This is a genomic window from Citrobacter sp. CFNIH10 (assembly GCF_002934585.1).
Lineage (GTDB): Bacteria > Pseudomonadota > Gammaproteobacteria > Enterobacterales > Enterobacteriaceae > Citrobacter_A > Citrobacter_A amalonaticus.
Window position 1 is genome coordinate 3,247,634 of the sequence record NZ_CP026216.1, and the last position, 20,036, is coordinate 3,267,669.

Genomic DNA, 20,036 nt, shown 5'->3' on the forward strand with positions numbered 1-20,036 from the left:
CCGGTTTTTTTATATCCGGAGATGACTATGTCAGTAGTGACTCAAGGCACTCAACTTTTTGTGCTCGCGAATGGTGTCGTGAGCGAAATCGAATGTATCACGGCATTTTCACCAGGTGGAAGCCCGGCAGATCAGATTGACGATACCTGTCTGAGTGAACGAAACACCCGTAAATATAAAAAGGGATTACGTACACCAGGGCAGGCTACAGCCACACTCAATGCCGATCCTCAGAACGCCAGCCACCTCATGCTCAGTAATATGGCTGAGTCTAACGACCAGAGTGACGTAACGTTTGCGATCGGTTGGTCCGATGGCGAATCATTACCAACCGTCGCGCCGGAAAGTGATCCGGATGCAGTTGACGGCCTGTCCCTGCCATCTGACCGAACCTGGTATGTTTTCAAAGGATACGTTTCCGACTTCCCGTTTGATTTCCAGGGGAATACCGTCGTGCAGACATCCGCAACTATCCAGCGTTCCGGTCAGGGCGGATGGATTCCGAAAGAGCAACCAGGCAGTTAATTAAGCGCGGGGAGTATTCCCCGCCCCATCGATGCTGATACCGGGAAATTTCATGAAACTGACTCTTGATACACTTAAAAAAACAGGTGCTTTCACAGGCCGTCCTGTTGAGAAAGAAATTAAATGGAAAGGTGCTGACGGGAAAGAACACATTGCTACAACATATATTCGTCCGCTTGGTTACCATACTGCAACGTCTGATGTTCTCGCTGGCTTAGGCAAGATTGATGGCGTGGCTGGTCGCATTGCTGCGTCCATTTGTGATGAGAATGGGCATCAGGTGTTTACCGTGTCTGATGTAACTGGTGAAGCTGATCCAGAGCGTGGCGCGCTGGATGGAAACCTTACGGTAGCTTTGCTGTTGGCAATTCAGGAAGTTAACGATTTGGGAAAGACGGACTCAGCGCAGAAGATGAAATCTGGTGCGAACTAGTTCTTAATGGAATTGGTGGGCGTACAATTTCAGAGGCACAGGAATGTCTCAGCTTTCTTGAGTTCCAACAGTGGGTTCAGTACCGTCATAAGTACGGAAGTCTTAACCCTATGATGAGGACTGAATGGGGGGCTGCTCTTGTTTCTTCTGTGCTGGCAAACGTTAACCGTAGTAAAAACACGCCACCCTTTCGGGTAGCAGACTTCGCCCCGCACATTGCAGCAGCAGAGCGCGCCGCCGCTAACGAACCAATCAGCCTTCAGGAGGCGATGAGGACCTGGGGATAACAGCAAAACTTGCGTCTGAATTTTTGCTTGATACTATCAATGTGCTTAAATTTCAAAGGGCGCTGTTATGAAACGGATAATATATTGTGTCATGTTTTTTTTATCGCTTTTTCAAAGTATATCTTTTGCAAATACAAAAGAATTCGATGATGGCATCAAATTAGTTTGCAACAATACTGGTGGCGAGCGAGATAAGGTTTGCTCACAGTACATTAAAAATCTAATATCAACTGCTATAGATCAAGGTAAAATTTCATATTTATGTGACGAGTGGAGTAAAAAAGGCCATGATGTCACTAAAGAACAAAGATGTATTGACGCAAAAGAATTTGAGTTATATTTCAATAAAAAATGATTAAATGTGAACCTAAAAGCTCGCACTAGCGAGCTTTTTTTATTTTGGAGGGGCTATGGCCGGAAAATCACTCGGTACGCTGACCATTGATCTTATTGCTAAGGTAGGTGGTTTTGTTTCCGGCCTAAGCCAGGCAGAAAGGTCATCACAAAAATGGCGTAAACAGGTACAGGAAGATGCAAAAGCGGCAGCGGTTGCGTTTACCGGGTTTGCAACCGCTGCCAGTGCAGCCGCTGTTGGCGTTGGTGTTGCTGGCTATAATTTATTAAAAAACACGTCAAAACAGATTACCGAGTCTGACCGTTGGGCTAAGTCTCTTAATATGTCGACGCAGTCTTTACTATCATGGCAGTATGCGGCTGAGAAGGCAGGTGTATCTGGCGACCAGATGGCCGATATCTTCAAGGATATTGGCGATAAAATTGGAGATGCTGTACTTAACAAATCTGGTGAGGCTGTAGACGCTTTGGATGCACTTGGTCTATCAGCTAAAAAATTAGCAGGTGAATCCCCAGATAAACAACTTCTAGCCATAAGTAATGCGCTAGGAAAGATAAAAACAAACGCTGAAAAAACCACGATACTCGAAAGCTTGGGCAACGATCTTTCTAAACTGCTTCCTTTGCTTGACCAAGGCGGTGATAAGTTACAGAAATATCTTAAGGCCGCGAAGGATTTCGGTGTTGCACCTGATGATGCTGATATTGAAAGCCTTGTTAAAGTAAATTCAATCTTTGAAGATATGGAAACCCAAATTAATGGGGTTAAGATTGAATTGGCTACTGGATTAGGGAAGGTGCGAATAAGTAGGTCATTTCTTCCCAAGCTGACTCGCTGATTAAAATTTCGCGGATCTGGGCCGATTTTTTTCCCGCAAACACATCGAATCAGCCTATTTAGGCTATTTTTTCCACCATTTCTGGCGTTATTTCCGGTTTTTACTGAGATCTCTCCCACTGACGTATCATTTGGTCCACCCGAAACAGGTTGGCCAGGGTGAATAACATCGCCAGTTGGTTATCGTTTTTCAGCAGCCCCTTGTATCTGGCTTTCACGAAGCCGAACTGCCGCTTGATGATGCGAAACGGGTGCTCCACCCTGGCACGGATGCTGGCTTTCATGTATTCGATGTTGATGGCCGTTTTGTTCTTGCGCGGATGCTGCTTCAAGGTTTTTACCCTGCCGGGACGCCCGGCGATCAGCCAGTCCACATCCACCTCGGCCAGCTCCTCGCGCTGTGGCGCTCCTTGGTAGCCGGCATCGGCTGAGACAAATTGCTCCTCTCCATGAAGCAGATTACCCAGCTGATTGAGGTCATGCTCGTTGGCCGCGGTGGTGACCAGGCTGTGGGTCAGGCCACTCTTGGCATCGACACCAATGTGGGCCTTCATGCCAAAGTGCCACTGATTGCCTTTCTTGGTCTGATGCATCTCCGGATCGCGTTGCTGCTCTTTGTTCTTGGTAGAGCTGGGTGCCTCAATGATGGTGGCATCCACCAAAGTGCCTTGGGTCATCATGACGCCTGCTTCGGCCAGCCAGCGATTGATGGTCTTGAACAATTGACGGGCCAGTTGATGCTGCTCGAGCAGGTGGCGGAAATTCATGATGGTGGTGCGATCCGGCAGGGCGCTATCCAGGGATAATCGGGCAAACAGGCGCATGGAGGCGATTTCGTACAGGGCATCTTCCATGGCACCGTCGCTCAGGTTGTACCAATGCTGCATGCAGTGAATACGCAGCATGGTCTCCAGCGGATAGGGCCGTCGGCCATTGCCCGCCTTGGGATAAAACGGCTCGATGACAGCGGTCATATTCTGCCATGGCAGAATCTGCTCCATGCGGGAGAGGAAAATCTCTTTTCGGGTCTGACGGCGCTTAGTGCTGAATTCACTATCGGCGAAGGTGAGTTGATGGCTCATGATGTCCCTCTGGGATGCGCTCCGGATGAATATGATGATCTCATATCAGGAACTTGTTCGCACCTTCCTTAGCAAAGGTTGACCTTACAAGCCTTCAGAAATCAATTAGCGACATGGGGGATGTATTTAAAGACCCTGAAGTTATTAAAGGTATCACCGACCTTGTTAGTGGAGTGGTTGACCTTGCTACCTGGCTTGTTAAGGTTGGAGCGGAAGCCGGAAAACTCATTGACCTCTACAAAGGCGGTAGCTCAGTAGGAGAAAGTGCATCTAAAGAAGAAATTGAGCGCAGAATAAGGAACCTTACTGCCGATCTTGATGATGAAGGTTTTCTTGCGAGCGTAAACAGAATTGGTATGGATGTAAATAGTAAAAGGAAAGAAAGAGAACAATTAACACAGAGGCTTTTAATTCTTGGCACTGCAAACAATCTTCCCCTTACCCCGGCATTTGTCGGTAACTTAAATGATAAAACAAAAAGCTATAATAAAGATCCTGGCGAATCGAACGGAAAGACAAAAACCAATTCATCTGCAAATAAACTTGAATCTGCATTTAAATCAATGGAGACAAGTTATCTTCGTCAGATAGCTCTCATCGACACCACGGGAAAGAAAAGCGCCGAAGTAACTGAACAACAAAAGCTACAGTTTGATATCGCCAGTGGAAAGCTAACCGGGCTTAATGAAGCCCAGAAGCAACGCCTTGAACAATTGGCAACAGAGGTAGATCGCCTCAATTCTGTTAAAAAGGCTAATGAGGAGAACTTAAAGGTCGCTGAATTTGTCGCAACACTCCAGGCGCAGAATGCTAACGCAGCAGCTTCTATGAATGCAGAAATAGCCGGTGCCGGGTTGGGGGACAAAGAGCGTGAACGCTTACGTGAGCGCCTTGCCATTGAGCGTGAGTTCCTTGACCAACAGAGTGACCTACAGAAACGTCGACAGAGCAATGAAATTAGCCAGAACGTTTACGACAGAGAAACTGCGGCGCTTAGCGATGCTCTGCAACAACGGCTTGAATTGCTGGAAGACCACTACAAAAAACGAGATGAGCTTGAAGGTAACTGGATCGCCGGTGCGCAGAATGGCCTGGCTAACTGGGTAGATACTTCCAGTGATTATTACACTCAGGTATCTGATTTAGTCGGTAACACGCTTGATGGGCTGGTGGATAACATGGCCGATGCGCTAAGCGGAAATAAAGCCGACTGGGCAAGTTGGGCAAACAGCGTGCTCAGCGAACTCCAGAAAGTTCTGCTCAGGGCAATCATGGTAAATAGCCTTAAATCTGCTGGTGAGAGCGGCTGGTTTGGTTCTCTTGGTGGGATGTTTGGTGGTTCTTCTGCCGGAGGTAGCACCCCTTCAGGCCTATACGATGGCTTAACACTTAACGCTAAAGGTGGAGTTTATGACTCGCCTGACCTGAGCAAATTCAGCAACGGCATAGTCAACAGTCCGACAATGTTTGCTTTCGCTAAAGGTGCGGGACTTATGGGGGAGGCTGGATATGAAGCCATCATGCCATTAACCAGAACCGCTGACGGTAATCTTGGCGTCCGTATGGTGGATGATACAGTTTCTTCTGTTGGCGGCGGTGGAGCCCAGGTTCAACAAACCATTCAGCAGCATTTTTCCATCTCCGGTAACGGAGACGCGGCACTTAAACAGGCTATGCAGGAAGCCGCCCGTCAAGGGGCCAATGACGGCGCTAAACAGGCGCGGCAAGATATCTTGCAAGATTTCTCTAATAGAGGTCAGGCGAGGCGATTGCTCGGCGTATAAGACAGGAGTTAACTATGGCTGCACTTGAATGGCCGGATGATGTCTGTCCGGCGTCTTTGTCGTGGCGACCTGAAAGCAACACAAAAACTTTTCGTTCTCCCTTCAACGGGGCATCACAGACTGTTCGTTTCCCCGGTACCCGCTGGATGTGTTCCCTGACTTTCAACAATCTTTCAGATGAGAAATCGCGACGTATTGATGCGCTAATTGCTGAGCTCGATGGTGAGTATGGCAGGGTGAAAATCCACGACTGGGGGCGGGGAGGAAGAACCCCGGCAGGTGTTCCGGTTGTGAATGGTGCCAGTCAGACAGGGACACAATTGCAGACGCTCGGATGGACTCCTGGCGTAATGATTTTGAAACAAGGCGACTACATCACAGTGAACGATGAACTGAAGATGATCACTGCCGACGTGACGAGTGCTGCGAACGGGACAGCCATGATTACGTTTGCGCCAATGCTTCGTAGTTCCCCGCCTGCTAATGCTGCGATTGAGGTGGCGAAACCTTACGGCATTTTCAAACTGAAGGATAACCAGCAAGGGGCGGGGAACCGGGTGCCGGGTGTGTTCACCAGTTACACGCTGGAGCTTGAGGAGGCGTTTTAATGTTGTATTCACCATTTTCTGACGCAATGGTTGACTGGCTTTCCCGCGACCGGGTGACAGTGGTGATCGCTGCCAGTATTCAGTTTGAATCCGGCACTGTGTATGTGCATTCCGGTACCGGCACGATCGTGCTGGGTGGTTATGTTTATTACGGCATGGGGCGCATGGGCTCGATTGATGATGCTACCGAGACGAACACGACCAGCCCGACGCAGGTGAAGATGACACTTTCCGGGCTTGACCTGTCACTGTTCGCCAAAACACTTAATGAACGCTGCGTTGGTCGCAATGCTGAAATCTATCTGGTTGCGATGAACGATAACGGTGTGGTGCAGGTTGCCGATCTTCTGTTTAAAGGGAAGGTATCGGGTACCGGGGCCACAGCCGGGGAAACCAACGCTCTTCAATACACTATCAGTAATATTTTTGAAGACTGGCAACGACCTTTCCCGGATCGCTATACCGACGAATCACAGCAAGCCTCTTATTCTGGCGACCGCATATTCCGCTATGTGGCGCAGATGGCTGAGCGTTCCATTTTCTGGGGCAACAAAAAGGATGCGCCTGGGTTTACTTATAAGTGAGGAAGCATGAAGCACCCTGACTGGCAAAACAGATTAAATGCAGTGATGAAGGCCGCCATTGAGCGGCCTTTTTCATGGGGCAAACATGACTGTTGCCTGTTTGCGGCTGACTGCGCACAGGCCATGTGTGGCGATGACTATGCGGCAGACTGGCGTGGAACTTATGACAGTGAAACCGGGGCAAAGAAAGCGATTCTTACAGGTGGCGGGACGCTGGAAAAAGTGATCGGCAAATACCTTGACGAGGTTCCGGTGAAACTGGCTCAGCGTGGTGACATCGCCATCGTCGAGAACGGTGGGGCGAAGTGCGCTGGTGTGGTGTATTCCGGTTCGGTCTGGGTGCCTGGTGAAAATGGTCTGGTGAGTTTACGGGTAAAACCGCTGAGCGTCTGGAGGGTTCGTTAATGCCTGCTGCTATTCCTATCATTGCGACCGTTGCAGCAGGTGCTGCTGCTTCATATCAGTATTACGGGATCGCAATGGCGATCACTGTTGCCGCCCAGGTTGCAACTCAGGCACTCACCAAAAAACCATCCATCGATTCATACCGTGACACATCAGAACGTAAACAGGTTCTTCGTGCAGCGGCCAGCGCCAAAACGGTTGTGTATGGACGTACCACTGCCGCCGGTACGTTGTTCTTTTCAGAAGAACAGCCCGGCCAGCAGGATGATGGTGAAATGTTGCACCTGGCCGTTGCTCTCGCAGGGCATTCATTATCCAGCATCGGAACGGTATGGCTCGGCGACGAACCCATCAGCAGTTATCCCGAGCATGCATCATTCCAGTTACACACGAACCGGCAGACTGTAGATCCGTTCATGCTGTCGAACTGCCCGTCATGGAAAAATGACATGATCGGTAAGGGGATCACATGGCTTCGTGTCTCCCTGAAATTCAGCGCAGAGAAATTCCCGTCCGGTATTCCCAATATCAAGGTAGAGAAGTTTGGGCACGTCGTATACGACCCGAGAACAGGCCTGACCGGATACAGTAACAACGCGGCGCTGGTTATCCTGGACTATTACCGTAACTACCTGAAGGTTCCTGATTCAGACATCAACTGGGATCAGTTTCAGGAAGCCGCCAACATCTGCGATGAGGATGTGATCACCGGCGGCAATACCGTCGAAAGACGCTACACGATCAACGGTGAGTTTGACCTCAGCGAAAACAAGGTGAGCATTCTGGAGGGGATGCTTGCGGCCTGTGCGGGTGACGTGACCTATATTGCCGGTAAGCATGGTTTGCTGGTTGGCGCGTACTATGGCCCGGCAACGGAAGTGATCACCGAAAGCCAGCTGGCCGGTGATATCGAAATCATGCCGGAAGTCTCCCAGTCGGAGCGTGTAAACACTATCAAGGGAACCTTCGTCGATCCGCTGCAGGGGTTTACTGAGGCTGACTTCCCATCCGTATCGGTAAGCGAGTGGGTGGCGGAGGACGGCGTCGAAATCTCGCAGGATATGAAACTGCGATTTGTGACGAGTGAGTTTCAGGCGCAGCGCCTGGCTGATGTGAAGTTAAAGCGTACCCGTATTGCCAGAACGATGAACGTTACGCTGAATCTCAGCGGCTACCGATATCGCCCTGGGATGTACGTGAAAGTCAATTTCCCGTCTATCGGCATTGTGAACGTTGAGATGCGGGTGACGGACTGGAAATTCGGTGTACAGAACGGCGTGCAACTGACACTGAAACAGGAAACGGCTGATGTATGGGGGGATGCTGTTGGCAAGCCTATTGAGCGTCCTCCATTCACTCAGTTACCGTCCGGTGGTGTTGCCCAGCCGCAGAACATGAAGTACACCGTTGAAGAAATCGGCCAGGTGGTCCAGGGGATACTGTCCTGGGAAAATATCGGGCAGGTTGTCTATAACAAAGTCGTCATTCGTCGAAATGGCCAGATGGTGCTTTCTGCTCAGGTGCCGGGGGCTTTCACTCGTCTGACTGGGTTGCCAAGGAATACTTACACCGCGCATGTTTCCGCAGTAAACCAGATGGGGGCTGAATCGCCGGAAGCTTATCTTGAGTTCAGTGTTGAAGCGCCGCCGCCGCCCTCGCATGTTGATATTGAGCAGGGTTTCTTTGCGGTGACGATGATCCCCCGCCTTGCTGCTATCACCAACGTTTCCACCCAGTTCGACTTCTGGACATCAGGTGAGACGCAACTGTCGGGCACCTCAACTGAGATCGTTGAGGGCAACGCCAGCAGAGAGGGGATGGGTACCACATGGACCAGCAATCAGTTGCAGGTCGGGCATACCTATTACTGGTATATCAGGACCATTAACGCATTCGGTGCTTCTGCATTTATCGAAGTTCCAGCTCTGTGCTCAATGGATACAGGAAGCCTGATCGACCTTATTGATGATTCAGTTCAGAATTCCGAAGCATTCCAGAACGTTAAAGGCGGGGTTGATACAAACCTTGAAGGCATAATGGAAAATGCCCTCGCCAATCACGGCACAGTTCAGCGTCAGTTTGAGCAGTACGGCGAAGTCAAAGCCGAAGTGATGACGGTGACCACTACGGTTGCAAATCTGGATGGCGCATTCGCTGAACTGGCTGATTATGTTCAGGCGCAGATCGGGCCGGATGGGGAACTGATGGCGGCTGTAAATCAGAAATTAACAGCCGAAGTGAAAAACGATGGCACTGCGAAAGCGTCGTACACCCTGAACCTTGGGATTGTCAGAAACGGTGTGAAATATAACACCGGGTTTGGCATGTCCATCGAGCCTTCGGGCAGCACATATAAATCCACAGTGGTTTTTGCTGCTGATCAGTTCGGCATTTATTCTGGTAGCGATCCGGGAAATTACACCGCCGCCTTCTTCGTCTATAACGGACAGGTATTTATCCGCGATGCTCTTATTCAGGATGCCAGTATCACCAACGCTAAAATTGGCAGCTATATCCGATCCAATAATTTTCTCGCCGGAACACGTGGCTGGAATATTGATAAGAGTGGTGACTGTGAATTCCATGGGAAACTGTATGCGACCAGCGGCCAGTTTGCATTTAACGGTGTGAATAATACGGTCGTTATTAACGGCAATGGAATTACTGTCAATCTGTCTGGCGGTGGGCGAGTCGTTGTTGGTAAATGGTAGGTGAATTATGCCGGAAGGTATTCTGATTGATTATAACGATGGCAGGCCAGTGATGGCGATTACTGCGGGGCTTCGTGCCCCGTCATATTGTGGCGCAACATCCGGGCAATATGGAGATGGGGGAGGTTCCAGTTACAGTGTCCCTGTTACCATGACTGCTGGTTCAGAGCTTGTCACCATTGCACGAAGGCCAGTTGTAATTCAGGATTTTACAAATCCTCCAAATATTTATTTTATGTCTTCCGTAACAAGGAATGGAAATTCATCGGTAAATATTAACTTTGGTAAAAAAGGGTTCAGGAATGGCGAGAAGGTCGATTTTGACGCAACATTTCTCGAAATACTCCCTGCCGCTACATATAACGAAGGGATTCTGGTCGCCAGTTCAACGGATTTTACCGCTATTTCGAATCGCTCACTATTGATGACCTGTGCCTATACAGGCCGAATTACTGTAAACGGGAGTGCGGCGCTACCCGTCTCAGGTATTCCATTTGGCAAATGGGATAATCCAAATGTTTCTGTTGCATTTGACGGTACCAATATCATTGTACGGAGTATCTCTTATAGCGGAACGGATGATGTCACAGCATCCGTCACAATTGACCTTGCAATATTTAATCAGACTGCGCCGGTCGGTGGTGATGGCATCACTATGACAAATCCAGCAGGTCAAGTGACGTTTTCAACACAAAAGCGACCAATGGTCTATGACCGTACCATTCAGATAACTGACTCCTTCCAGAGTATTGGTGGTGGGTACTGCCATCTTACCAATACCGGGACGCAAACCAGAATGGTTAACGGGGTCGCCAATGTGCGTACTAAAGGGATCGTCATGTCTGGTGGAAGCATACGTTCAGCATATAACCGTGTTTTCGGTAACTACAACGTTAGCGGCTGGGATGCCACATTTAACCAGAATATCAGCATGCCGCTTCTTATCATTCCTAACATGTATTGAGGAAACCCCATGTCAGCAGGAACGTTAACACTGACGAATAACTCAGAGACTGTAACGGGTAATGGAACAGCATTTATCACCGAACTGGCTTCAGGCGCTTTTATAGTCGCGAGGGTCGGCGGGGTTCCTTACACGCTACCTGTGAAAAGTGTCAACAATTCAACATCAGTTACGCTTGTCAACAAATACACCGGCCCGACACAGTCCGGGGTGGCATGGAATGCAGTATCACGTGACACGCAGAACCAGGTTACAGCAGCGCTGGTGGTACAAAGCACCGAGGCATTGCGTGGGCTGAACTACGACAAACAAAACTGGCAGCAGTTTTTTACGGCAGAAGGTGATGTAACCATTACTCTTCCGGATAATAGCCAGATAACCGGACCCTCTGCAAAAAAATTGATCAGCAGTGTTATCACGATTGATGAGGTGCGATCTTTAATTGATGCTATATGTCCGGTAGGCATGATGATTAATTGGCCTTCTGTAGTTCTACCGGATAACACAGCTCTTGGCGTTAAATACCTGCGTCTTAATGGGGCATCATTCAGTAAAACGCTTTATCCGAAGCTCGGGGATATTTACACCTCCGGTGTTTTACCCGATATGCGGGGCGATGCACCACGAGGGTATGATGATGGCAGGGGTATTGATCAGGGACGAGCGCTCCTTTCAGAGCAGGCTGATGCAATCCAGAATATAACAGCAACGCTGAATGTACGCGGAATGCCTGGAATGTCAACCGGCTTGCTTTTTTCAGCATCCGGAGCTTTCAGTTTGTCATCGGGTACAGGTGCTTCGGTTCTTGGTGCGACGGGAGCTACATCATCAACAGCAATGGATGTGCTTTCATTCTCCGCAGAAAACGTTGCGAGAACAGCGACAGAAACCCGCATGCGTAACATGGCATGGAATATGATTGTGAGGGCAACGTAATGATTCAGTTCGATAATGCAGGGCTGGCTACAGCAGATGGACAACTAAAAGTATATGTCACCGACGATCGCGGCTTTCTGGTTGGTGAGGCGGTGGCGCAGATCAGCGAGGGAACGTCACTACCTGCGCACTCATATACAGATTTGCCGCCAACGGCCGGCGACAGTGAAGTGGTTATGCGCAGTTCTGACGGTCACCATTGGCTTGTTCTGCCAGACTACCGGGGACAAACTGCGTATGCGAAAGACGGCAGCGGAACAATGGAAATCAAAGAAGCAGGTGAAGTTCCGGATGCATATACCCTGGTAAAACCGCAAACAGAATTTGATTTATGGGATGGGGTTATGTGGGTAACTGATGAAGTGGCAGCACATACAGCCGCTGTAGCGAAAGCTGAAGCCTGCCGTCAGCAGCTGATAGACAACGCCATGCAATCTATTGGCACTATTCAGTTGAAGATACAGATGGGAAGAGCGTTAAGCGATAAGGAAAAATGGAAGTTGAATGCGGTTCTGGACTACACAGACGAGGTATTAGCTATTGAAACAGACTCGCCTGACAACATCCAATGGCCAGAACTTCATTTATGATGAAATAGCCGCAACCACACCGTATGCAAGAGTGGGTTGCGGCTGACTGACGAACGTCCGATAGTGCGAGTATTGAATGATTGTCAGCCGCCGCGGATTCTACATATGCAATATGACAAATCAATGCGTTTAATCTGAAACCAGCCACATATCAGACTCTTCAAACATTTCTTCCAGCATGCGGTTCAGCCGTTCTTTCTCAGTTTTGGTGCAGTCGCTGTTTAAGGCGTTAGCCTGCATTGGCTTCACCCTCACCTCAGCATCGGGAAAAATCCGGTGCACCCGCTTCGTCAATTCGGCCAGAATGATATTACTTGCACCTGGCAACCCGGCAACGTTTCTCTTGTCATAAACCAGCTCAACAAACATTTTTACCTTCTCCCTTTACTGGTTGGATATACAGTATTTATACAGTGGCATTTAAATCTGTCAAGGCCGATTGCGTGGGTATGATTAGGTTTTTGGGCTGTATCTGTTCGATTTTTATCAACGAATTGACCTGCATGCCAGATGTCGCCTGATATGGGGTGAAATTGGTTGTGGGGCATGGATGGGGCAAAACCGCATCATGAAGTTCGTTAAAGTTCGTTAATTCGGTTTTCTCCTGATATCGCTCATCCCTTGTTTTATGCGCTCCTGGACGATCTTTATCGATTTTAAAATTTATGAGTTCATATTATAAAAATGTAGCGAAAAGAGTGTTTGTGCCTGAAAAGATAAACATTCTGCGTAGCGCGATTTCCGCAACAGGAATAGACTGGAGTCGAGACTCTTCAAAAGATGCTAAAGGTTTTTTTATGACACAACAGCCACAAGCCAAATACCGCCACGACTACCGTGCGCCGGATTACCAGATTACTGATATTGACTTGACCTTTGACCTGGATGCTGAAAAAACCGTGGTCACGGCAGTGAGCCAGGCTGTTCGTCATGGCGCATCGGATGCCCCGCTGAAACTGGATGGAGAAGATCTGACGCTGGTCTCTCTCCACGTCAACGATGAACCGTGGACCGCTTATAAAGAAGAAGCGGGTGCGCTGGTGATCAGCAATCTGCCCGAGCGTTTTACGCTGCGTATTGTGAATGAAATCAGCCCGGCCCGGAATACCGCGCTGGAAGGCCTGTATCAATCGGGCGATGCACTCTGCACTCAGTGCGAAGCGGAAGGCTTCCGCCATATTACCTGGTATCTCGACCGCCCTGACGTGCTGGCGCGTTTTACCACCAAAATTATTGCCGATAAGAGTCAATATCCGTTCCTGCTCTCCAACGGTAACCGCACCGGCGAGGGGGAACTGGAAAACGGTCGTCACTGGGTTCAGTGGCAGGATCCGTTCCCGAAGCCGTGCTATCTGTTTGCGCTGGTTGCCGGTGATTTCGACGTGCTGCGCGACACCTTTACGACCCGTTCCGGGCGCGAAGTCGCGCTGGAGCTGTACGTGGATCGCGGCAATCTCGACCGTGCGCGGTGGGCGATGACCTCGTTACAGAACTCAATGAAGTGGGACGAAGAGCGCTTCGGCCTGGAGTACGATCTCGACATCTATATGATCGTCGCTGTCGACTTCTTTAATATGGGCGCGATGGAGAATAAAGGGCTTAATATCTTTAACTCCAAATATGTGCTGGCGCGTACCGATACCGCCACCGACAAAGACTATCTCGATATTGAGCGCGTGATCGGCCATGAATATTTCCACAACTGGACCGGTAACCGCGTTACCTGCCGCGACTGGTTCCAGTTGAGCCTGAAAGAGGGCTTGACCGTTTTCCGCGATCAGGAGTTCAGTTCGGATCTCGGTTCCCGTGCCGTTAACCGGATCAGCAACGTGCGCACCATGCGCGGCCTGCAGTTTGCAGAAGATGCCAGTCCGATGGCGCATCCGATCCGCCCGGACATGGTCATTGAAATGAACAACTTCTACACCCTGACCGTGTATGAAAAGGGCGCAGAAGTGATTCGCATGATCCACACCCTGCTGGGTGAGGCAAATTTCCAGAAAGGGATGCAACTGTACTTTGAACGTCACGACGGCAGCGCGGCGACCTGCGATGACTTCGTTCAGGCCATGGAAGATGCCTCCAACGTCGACCTTTCCCACTTCCGCCGCTGGTACAGCCAGTCCGGCACGCCAATTGTCACCGTTAAAGATGACTACAACCCGGAAACCGAACAATACACGCTGACTCTCAGCCAGCGCACGCCGCCAACACCGGATCAGGCGGAAAAACTGCCGCTGCATATTCCGTTTGCCATCGAACTGTATGACAACGAAGGTAAAGTGATCCCGCTGCAAAAAGGCGGTCACCCGGTGAATTCGGTACTGAATTTCACCCAGGCGGAGCAGACGTTTGTCTTTGATAACGTTTACTTCCAGCCGGTACCGGCGCTGTTGTGCGAGTTTTCAGCTCCGGTGAAACTGGAGTATAAGTGGAGCGATCAGCAACTGACGTTCCTGATGCGTCATGCGCGCAATGACTTCTCCCGTTGGGACGCAGCGCAAAGCCTCCTGGCAACGTATATCAAGCTGAACGTGGCGCGCCATCAACAAGGACAACCGCTTTCTCTGCCGGTGCATGTGGCGGATGCGTTCCGCGCGGTGCTGCTGGATGAGAAGATCGATCCGGCGCTGGCGGCGGAGATCCTGACGCTGCCGACGGCAACAGAAATGGCTGAGCTGTTTGATATCATCGATCCGCTGGCGATCGCTGAAGTTCGCGAAGCGTTAACGCGTACGCTGGCGACCGAACTGGCGGATGAGTTCCTGGCGATCTACAACGCCAACCGGCTGGAGGAGTATCGTGTTGAGCATGCGGACATCGGTAAACGTACGCTGCGTAACGCCTGCCTGCGCTTCCTGGCCTTTGGTGAAACGACGCTGGCGGACACGCTGGTAAGTAAGCAGTATCGTGAAGCTAACAACATGACCGATGCGCTGGCGGCGCTGTCTGCGGCCGTAGCGGCGCAACTGCCGTGCCGTGATGCGCTGATGCAGGAGTATGACGACAATTGGCATCAGGACGGTCTGGTGATGGACAAATGGTTTATCCTGCAGGCTACCAGCCCGGCGGATAACGTGCTGGATACGGTACGTGGTCTGTTGAAACATCGTTCGTTCAGCCTGAGCAACCCGAACCGTATTCGTTCGCTGATTGGTGCGTTTGCCGGCAGTAACCCGGCGGCGTTCCATGCGGAAGATGGCAGCGGATATCAGTTCCTGGTTGAGATGTTGACCGAGCTTAACAGCCGTAACCCGCAGGTGGCGTCACGTCTGATCGAACCCTTGATCCGTCTGAAACGTTACGATGTGAAGCGTCAGCAAAAAATGCGTGCCGCGCTGGAACAATTGAAAGGGCTGGAGAATCTTTCCGGCGATCTGTACGAGAAGGTAACCAAAGCGTTAGCCTGAGACGTTGACCTGTCGTTTTTGTAGGCCGGATAAGGCGGTAACGCCGCTATCCGGCAAAATGCCCGGTGGCGCTCATGCTCACCGGGCCTACAACGTCCTGAATACTTATCCATGCCGACGGATCGGCTGTTCCGTTACCCCACGCTGCATCACCCGACTCAATACGTTGGCCTCCAGCTCCGCTAAACGCACCGATCCCAGGCGGCGGGGGCGTGCAATGTCGACCGTCAAATCCAGTCCAATCTTACCATCCTCAATCAGCAACACCCGATCGGCCATCGCCACGGCTTCGCTGACGTCATGTGTCACCAGCAGCACGGTAAAACCATGCTCCTGCCACAGCGAAACAATGAGATCTTGCATCTCCAGACGTGTTAACGCATCCAGCGCGCCAAGCGGTTCGTCAAGCAACAGCAGGCCCGGCCGGTGGATTAGCGCCCGCGCAAGGGCAACACGCTGTTTTTGTCCGCCGGAAAGCGCTGCTGGCCATTCGCTCGCCCGCTCTTCCAGCCCAACCGCCGCCAGCGCCTGACGCGCAGCGTCCCGCCAGTGGCCCTTCAGACCCAGTCCCACGTTGTCGATCACCGATTTCCACGGCAAAAGTCGGGCATCCTGAAACATCATGCGGGTGTCGTCCTGACTATCGCGAAGCGGCGTGGTTCCCGCCAGCAGTTCACCGGCGTTTGGCGATTCCAGCCCCGCCAGCAGGCGTAGCAGGGTGCTTTTTCCCCCACCGCTACGCCCGACGATGGCGACAAACTGGCCTGCCGGGATATGGAGATCAAGCTGATTCAGTACGATGTTACCCGCGTACTTTTTCGTTACCGCATTCAGCAGGAGCGGTGTACCCTGGTTCAGACGGGCGGTATTCATACGGTGGTCTCCTTCACATGATAAGCCGGGTTCCAGCGCAACCAGACGCGTTCCAGCAGTTGAGCGCTGACGTCGGCCAGTTTACCGAGCAGGGCGTAGAGAATAATGGCGACAACCACGATATCCGTTTGCAGGAATTCGCGAGCGTTCATCGCCAGATAACCGATTCCTGAATTGGCTGAAATGGTCTCCGCGACGATCAGCGTCAGCCACATCAGCCCCAGCGCAAAGCGCACGCCGACCATGATCGAGGGCAGGGCGCCGGGCAGGATCACATGGATAAACAGCGAAAAGCCGGATAATCCGTAGCTACGCGCCATCTCCACCAGGCCGCGATCGATGTTGCGGATCCCGTGCCAGGTATTGATGTAGACAGGAAAGAGCGTCCCCAGCGCGACCAGAAAAATCTTCGCGGTTTCATCAATGCCGAACCACAAGATCACTAACGGGATGAGTGCCAGATGTGGAACGTTGCGCAGCATCTGAATGGAGGTATCCAGCAGGCGTTCTCCCCAGCGCGATAAGCCGCTGATCAGCCCCAGCGTCAGGCCAATCGAACCGCCGATCGAAAAGCCGATCAGCGCACGCCAGGAACTGATGGCCAGATGCTGCCAGAGTTCGCCGCTGGCGGAGAGCGTCCAGAAGGCGATGATCACCCCTTCCGGTGAGGGTAAAATACGCCCGGAGAGCCAGCCCATGGAGGAGGCCAGTTGCCAGACGGCGACGATGCCCACCGGTAAAAACCAGGGGGCAACGCGTAACAACCACTTTTTCGTTGGCGTTGCCATCACGGTTCTCCTCAGCTTTGCGCAACCTTACGCGGGATAAATTCATTCGCCACCGCTTCACCCTGCTGATGCTGGCGTTGCGGTTGTGGGACTTCCGGGATCGCGACGTCCAGATGCGGGAACAACAGTTCGCCGACCCGGTACGCCTCTTCCAGATGTGGGTAGCCGGAAAGGACAAAGCTGTCGATGCCCAGCGCGGCATACTCGTTGATGCGCGCCGCCACCGTCGGTCCGTCGCCGACCAGCGCGGTCCCGGCGCCACCGCGCACCAGACCCACACCGGCCCACAAATTCGGGCTGATCTCCAGTTGGTCGCGCTTGCCGTTATGCAGCGCCGCCATTCGGTGCTGACCGACAGAATCCGTCCGGGCAAACGCCGCTTGCGCCTTCGCGATCGTGTCGTCATCAAGGTGAGCGATCAGCCGGTCCGCGGCTCGCCATGCTTCTTCGTTGGTTTCACGGACAATGACGTGCAGGCGAATGCCAAAACGAATGTTACGCCCACGCGCCGCCGCTTTGGCTCGTACCTGGGCTATCTTCTCTTTCACCAGCTCAGGCGGTTCGCCCCAGGTGAGGTACAGATCGACCTGTTCAGCGGCCAGATCCTGGGCGACATCTGAAGAGCCGCCGAAGTAAAGTGGGGGATAGGGTTGCTGGATGGGCGGGAAGAACAGTTTCGCTCCGCGAACGTGAATGTGCTTACCGTTGAAGTCGACGGTTTCACCCTGCAATAAACGACGCCAGACCTGGGTGAACTCCGAAGAGGCCTCGTAACGTTCACTGTGATCGAGAAACACACCGTCGCCCGCCAGTTCCTGTGGATCGCTGCCGGTGACCAGGTTAAACAGCGCGCGACCGTTGGAGAGGCGGTCAAGCGTAGCGGCCTGCCGTGCGGCGACTGTCGGTGAAGTGACGCTCGGGCGCAATGCGACCAGGAATTTGAGTCGCTGAGTTACCGGGATCATTGATGCCGCGACCAGCCACGCGTCTTCACAGGATCGCCCGGTGGGGATCAACACACCGGTGAATCCCAGACGATCCGCCGCCTGCGCAATCTGCTGTAAATAGCCATGATCCACCGGACGCGAGCCTTCCTCCGTCCCCAGATAGTGACCGTCACCGTGCGTCGGTAAAAACCAGAACATATTCAGACTCATAATGATTTTCCTTCCTGTTGAGTGGGGTGCCAGATGCGCTGGCGGATATCGATTTTTTTCGGTACCAGGCGGTTGTCGTAAAACAGATCTGCGGTTTGTTGTTGCAACGCGGCTACAGCGTCACTGACCGGTGAAATGCGGGTCGGCGGGCGATGATCGAGATATGACGCAATCACGGGCTCTGGCAGTCCCATTGTTTTCGCCAGCAGGGCAATGCTTTCCTGCCGCTGGCTGAGGGTTAACGCATCTGCCTGACTGAAGGTATCCAGCACGCCCTGAATGAACGCGCCGTTCTTCTCAGCGTACGGTCGCGCGGCGAGATAGAACGATCCCGTTTGCTTCAAATCGCTGCCGTCTTTCAGTACGCGCACACCGCCCTGCAATAATGCAGCGGAATAGTAAGGATCCCAGATGGCCCATGCATCAACGTTACCCTGCTGGAACGCCGCTCGGGCATCGGCAGGGGTAAGATACGTCGGCTGGATATCGGTAAATTTCAGCCCGGCCTGTTGCAGGGCGCGCAGCAGCAGGTTGTGCGAGCTGGATCCTTTCTGGAACGCCACTTTATGGCCTTTCAGTTCCGCCACCGTTTTGATGGGGCTGTTTTCCGGCACCAGAATCACTTCGGCTTTCGGTTTCGCCGGTTCTACGCCGACGTACACTAAATCTGCGCCAGCGGCCTGGGCGAAAATGGGCGGAATATCGCCGGTGCTGCCCAGATCAATACTGCCGACGTTCAGGGCTTCCAGCATTTGCGGTCCGGCGGGAAATTCAATCCAGGATATTTTGGTTCCGGGATAACGTGTTTCCAGCAGCTGGTGGCTTTTCGCCAGGACCATACTGATGCTGCCTTTCTGATAGCCTATACGCAGGGCATCAGGTGAGGGCTCCGCCGCCTGTGTCAGTCCGCAAAAGGCCAGCAGTCCGGCGAATGCCAGCCATGCCGTACGAGCTTTGAGAAGATTACGCATGGGCCGCACCTCGCACAGTATCAAAAGCAGGAACCTTAACGTCGCGGCGGTGCAGGGCGTGCCAGAACGTTTCCAGCGCTTTATCAAGACGCAGCTGTAAATTGGGCGTGAAATGCGGCTTATGCTGATAGTCGATCACCTGGGAGTCATCGGCAAAGACGCCGTGTAAAATCTCCTGCGCCTTCAGGGCGCTGAGCACCGGTTTCAGCGCGTAATCGACGGCAAGCAGATGTGCAACGGTGCCGCCTGTCGCCAGAGGCAGGACGACTTTACCTTCCAGCGCCCGTTCGGGGAGCAGATCGAGCAGCGTTTTTAGCGCCCCGGAATAGGCGGCTTTATAAACCGGCGTGGCAACGATCAGGCCGTCCGCCTCTTTCAGTTGTGCGACCAGTGTTTTCAATGCCGGGCTGTCGAAACGGGCATACAGCAGATCTTCAGGCTCGAAGTTGTGCAGATTCCAGTGGTACACCTCAACGTCCTGACCGTTCAATTTTTCCCGGGCATATTCCAGTAAAGCACTGGATCGAGAGGGAAAGCGTGGGCTTCCCGCCAAAGTGATGACGCGCATAATTGCATTCTCCCCTTATAACCAATTGTTCGCTTTTATTTAACATTGATAACAATTTTTGCAGTCTGACAGAGGGGAATCGGGAATCGAAATGATTTATGCGGAATTGAAAAGCTGAAAATTGCATAAAAAGAAGCTGCCAGGGAAAACGTTTGCTTTTTATTGCCG

The 20,036-nt window shown here is 51.9% G+C and carries 19 protein-coding genes and 2 pseudogenes; 14 read left to right on the plus strand and 7 right to left on the minus strand.

Annotated elements, in window-relative coordinates; all coding sequences use genetic code 11:
- The first annotated feature begins 27 nt into the window (after nucleotides 1–27).
- From C2U53_RS19290 to C2U53_RS19310, 5 genes and pseudogenes are all read left to right on the plus strand, one after another.
- The gene (locus C2U53_RS19290; protein ID WP_104446309.1) at nucleotides 28–525 is read left to right on the plus strand and encodes a phage tail tube protein; all 498 of its coding nucleotides are present in this window, start codon (nucleotides 28–30) and stop codon (nucleotides 523–525) included.
- 52 nt (nucleotides 526–577) lie between these two features.
- Nucleotides 578–958 carry a phage tail assembly chaperone family protein, TAC gene (locus tag C2U53_RS19295; protein WP_104446310.1) on the plus strand — a complete coding sequence of 127 codons (381 nt, stop codon included), beginning with the start codon at nucleotides 578–580 and terminating at the stop codon, nucleotides 956–958.
- Nucleotides 959–1,068: 110 nt separating this feature from the next.
- On the plus strand, nucleotides 1,069–1,245 hold the full coding sequence (locus C2U53_RS30120; RefSeq protein ID WP_210437013.1) for a hypothetical protein: 177 nt from the start codon (nucleotides 1,069–1,071) through the stop codon (nucleotides 1,243–1,245).
- 67 nt (nucleotides 1,246–1,312) lie between these two features.
- Nucleotides 1,313–1,600, plus strand: a complete 288-nt coding sequence (locus C2U53_RS19305) for a hypothetical protein (RefSeq protein ID WP_104446312.1) — start codon at nucleotides 1,313–1,315, stop codon at nucleotides 1,598–1,600.
- Nucleotides 1,601–1,655: 55 nt separating this feature from the next.
- A pseudogene (locus C2U53_RS19310) lies at nucleotides 1,656–2,408 on the plus strand (phage tail tape measure protein); the annotation flags it as partial.
- A 130-nt stretch (nucleotides 2,409–2,538) separates the two neighbouring features.
- Here the strand turns inward: C2U53_RS19310 and C2U53_RS19320 are convergent.
- Nucleotides 2,539–3,519 (minus strand): IS5-like element ISKpn26 family transposase, encoded by a 981-nt coding sequence (locus C2U53_RS19320; protein WP_086550188.1) that lies wholly within the window; start codon nucleotides 3,517–3,519, stop codon nucleotides 2,539–2,541.
- 113 nt (nucleotides 3,520–3,632) lie between these two features.
- Here C2U53_RS19320 and C2U53_RS19325 point away from each other — a divergent pair, with 113 nt between their 5' ends.
- From C2U53_RS19325 to C2U53_RS19360, 8 genes and pseudogenes are all read left to right on the plus strand, one after another.
- Complete coding sequence (locus C2U53_RS19325; protein WP_246876127.1) at nucleotides 3,633–5,303, plus strand: phage tail tape measure protein; 1,671 nt, start codon at nucleotides 3,633–3,635, stop codon at nucleotides 5,301–5,303.
- A 14-nt stretch (nucleotides 5,304–5,317) separates the two neighbouring features.
- Nucleotides 5,318–5,911: a hypothetical protein gene (locus C2U53_RS19330; protein WP_104446313.1), complete on the plus strand. Its 594-nt coding sequence runs from the start codon at nucleotides 5,318–5,320 to the stop codon at nucleotides 5,909–5,911.
- A complete protein-coding gene (locus C2U53_RS19335; protein WP_104446314.1) occupies nucleotides 5,911–6,495 on the plus strand; it encodes a hypothetical protein in 585 nt (194 codons plus the stop codon). Before C2U53_RS19330 ends, C2U53_RS19335 begins: the two co-directional genes overlap by 1 nt.
- Nucleotides 6,496–6,501: 6 nt before the next feature.
- Entirely contained in the window at nucleotides 6,502–6,900 is a 399-nt protein-coding gene (locus tag C2U53_RS19340) for a hypothetical protein (RefSeq protein ID WP_044257088.1), read from the plus strand.
- Entirely contained in the window at nucleotides 6,900–9,611 is a 2,712-nt protein-coding gene (locus tag C2U53_RS19345) for a DUF1983 domain-containing protein (protein ID WP_104446315.1), read from the plus strand. The genes C2U53_RS19340 and C2U53_RS19345 overlap by 1 nt, the downstream gene beginning before the upstream one ends.
- A 7-nt stretch (nucleotides 9,612–9,618) precedes the next feature.
- Entirely contained in the window at nucleotides 9,619–10,575 is a 957-nt protein-coding gene (locus C2U53_RS19350) for a DUF6453 family protein (RefSeq protein ID WP_104446316.1), read from the plus strand.
- 9 nt (nucleotides 10,576–10,584) lie between these two features.
- Nucleotides 10,585–10,965: pseudogene (locus tag C2U53_RS19355) on the plus strand (hypothetical protein); the annotation flags it as partial.
- A gap of 545 nt (nucleotides 10,966–11,510) precedes the next feature.
- On the plus strand, nucleotides 11,511–12,101 hold the full coding sequence (locus C2U53_RS19360; protein WP_172740582.1) for a tail fiber assembly protein: 591 nt from the start codon (nucleotides 11,511–11,513) through the stop codon (nucleotides 12,099–12,101).
- Between the two features lie 129 nt (nucleotides 12,102–12,230).
- Here the strand turns inward: C2U53_RS19360 and C2U53_RS19365 are convergent, their stop codons facing one another.
- Complete coding sequence (locus C2U53_RS19365; protein WP_104446318.1) at nucleotides 12,231–12,470, minus strand: DinI family protein; 240 nt, start codon at nucleotides 12,468–12,470, stop codon at nucleotides 12,231–12,233.
- Between the two features lie 428 nt (nucleotides 12,471–12,898).
- On the opposite strand from C2U53_RS19365, the gene pepN reads away from it, so the two are divergent.
- Nucleotides 12,899–15,511 carry an aminopeptidase N gene (gene pepN, locus C2U53_RS19370; protein ID WP_043001174.1) on the plus strand — a complete coding sequence of 871 codons (2,613 nt, stop codon included), beginning with the start codon at nucleotides 12,899–12,901 and terminating at the stop codon, nucleotides 15,509–15,511.
- Nucleotides 15,512–15,616: 105 nt separating this feature from the next.
- Here pepN and ssuB read toward each other — a convergent pair whose 3' ends face one another.
- From ssuB to ssuE, 5 genes are read right to left on the minus strand one after another with little or no spacing between them, the layout of a single operon-like run.
- Entirely contained in the window at nucleotides 15,617–16,384 is a 768-nt protein-coding gene (gene ssuB, locus C2U53_RS19375; RefSeq protein WP_043001173.1) for an aliphatic sulfonates ABC transporter ATP-binding protein, read from the minus strand.
- On the minus strand, nucleotides 16,381–17,172 hold the full coding sequence (gene ssuC, locus C2U53_RS19380; RefSeq protein ID WP_104446319.1) for an aliphatic sulfonate ABC transporter permease SsuC: 792 nt from the start codon (nucleotides 17,170–17,172) through the stop codon (nucleotides 16,381–16,383). Before ssuC ends, ssuB begins: the two co-directional genes overlap by 4 nt.
- Before the next feature lie 11 nt (nucleotides 17,173–17,183).
- On the minus strand, nucleotides 17,184–18,329 hold the full coding sequence (ssuD, locus tag C2U53_RS19385; RefSeq protein ID WP_043001171.1) for an FMNH2-dependent alkanesulfonate monooxygenase: 1,146 nt from the start codon (nucleotides 18,327–18,329) through the stop codon (nucleotides 17,184–17,186).
- On the minus strand, nucleotides 18,326–19,300 hold the full coding sequence (locus C2U53_RS19390) for a sulfonate ABC transporter substrate-binding protein (RefSeq protein ID WP_043001170.1): 975 nt from the start codon (nucleotides 19,298–19,300) through the stop codon (nucleotides 18,326–18,328). The genes ssuD and C2U53_RS19390 overlap by 4 nt, the downstream gene beginning before the upstream one ends.
- Nucleotides 19,293–19,868: an NADPH-dependent FMN reductase gene (ssuE, locus tag C2U53_RS19395; RefSeq protein ID WP_043001169.1), complete on the minus strand. Its 576-nt coding sequence runs from the start codon at nucleotides 19,866–19,868 to the stop codon at nucleotides 19,293–19,295. The genes C2U53_RS19390 and ssuE overlap by 8 nt, the downstream gene beginning before the upstream one ends.
- Nucleotides 19,869–20,036: the final 168 nt, after the last annotated feature.

Bases quoted from the DNA above. Each gene is read 5' to 3' on its own strand.
- C2U53_RS19290 (WP_104446309.1), top strand. From the start codon at position 28: ATGTCAGTAGTGACTCAAGGCACTCAACTTTTTGTGCTCGCGAATGGT.
- C2U53_RS19295 (WP_104446310.1), top strand. From the start codon at position 578: ATGAAACTGACTCTTGATACACTTAAAAAAACAGGTGCTTTCACAGGC.
- C2U53_RS30120 (WP_210437013.1), top strand. From the start codon at position 1,069: ATGATGAGGACTGAATGGGGGGCTGCTCTTGTTTCTTCTGTGCTGGCA.
- C2U53_RS19305 (WP_104446312.1), top strand. From the start codon at position 1,313: ATGAAACGGATAATATATTGTGTCATGTTTTTTTTATCGCTTTTTCAA.
- C2U53_RS19320 (WP_086550188.1), bottom strand. From the start codon at position 3,519: ATGAGCCATCAACTCACCTTCGCCGATAGTGAATTCAGCACTAAGCGC.
- C2U53_RS19325 (WP_246876127.1), top strand. From the start codon at position 3,633: ATGGGGGATGTATTTAAAGACCCTGAAGTTATTAAAGGTATCACCGAC.
- C2U53_RS19330 (WP_104446313.1), top strand. From the start codon at position 5,318: ATGGCTGCACTTGAATGGCCGGATGATGTCTGTCCGGCGTCTTTGTCG.
- C2U53_RS19335 (WP_104446314.1), top strand. From the start codon at position 5,911: ATGTTGTATTCACCATTTTCTGACGCAATGGTTGACTGGCTTTCCCGC.
- C2U53_RS19340 (WP_044257088.1), top strand. From the start codon at position 6,502: ATGAAGCACCCTGACTGGCAAAACAGATTAAATGCAGTGATGAAGGCC.
- C2U53_RS19345 (WP_104446315.1), top strand. From the start codon at position 6,900: ATGCCTGCTGCTATTCCTATCATTGCGACCGTTGCAGCAGGTGCTGCT.
- C2U53_RS19350 (WP_104446316.1), top strand. From the start codon at position 9,619: ATGCCGGAAGGTATTCTGATTGATTATAACGATGGCAGGCCAGTGATG.
- C2U53_RS19360 (WP_172740582.1), top strand. From the start codon at position 11,511: ATGATTCAGTTCGATAATGCAGGGCTGGCTACAGCAGATGGACAACTA.
- C2U53_RS19365 (WP_104446318.1), bottom strand. From the start codon at position 12,470: ATGTTTGTTGAGCTGGTTTATGACAAGAGAAACGTTGCCGGGTTGCCA.
- pepN (WP_043001174.1), top strand. From the start codon at position 12,899: ATGACACAACAGCCACAAGCCAAATACCGCCACGACTACCGTGCGCCG.
- ssuB (WP_043001173.1), bottom strand. From the start codon at position 16,384: ATGAATACCGCCCGTCTGAACCAGGGTACACCGCTCCTGCTGAATGCG.
- ssuC (WP_104446319.1), bottom strand. From the start codon at position 17,172: ATGGCAACGCCAACGAAAAAGTGGTTGTTACGCGTTGCCCCCTGGTTT.
- ssuD (WP_043001171.1), bottom strand. From the start codon at position 18,329: ATGAGTCTGAATATGTTCTGGTTTTTACCGACGCACGGTGACGGTCAC.
- C2U53_RS19390 (WP_043001170.1), bottom strand. From the start codon at position 19,300: ATGCGTAATCTTCTCAAAGCTCGTACGGCATGGCTGGCATTCGCCGGA.
- ssuE (WP_043001169.1), bottom strand. From the start codon at position 19,868: ATGCGCGTCATCACTTTGGCGGGAAGCCCACGCTTTCCCTCTCGATCC.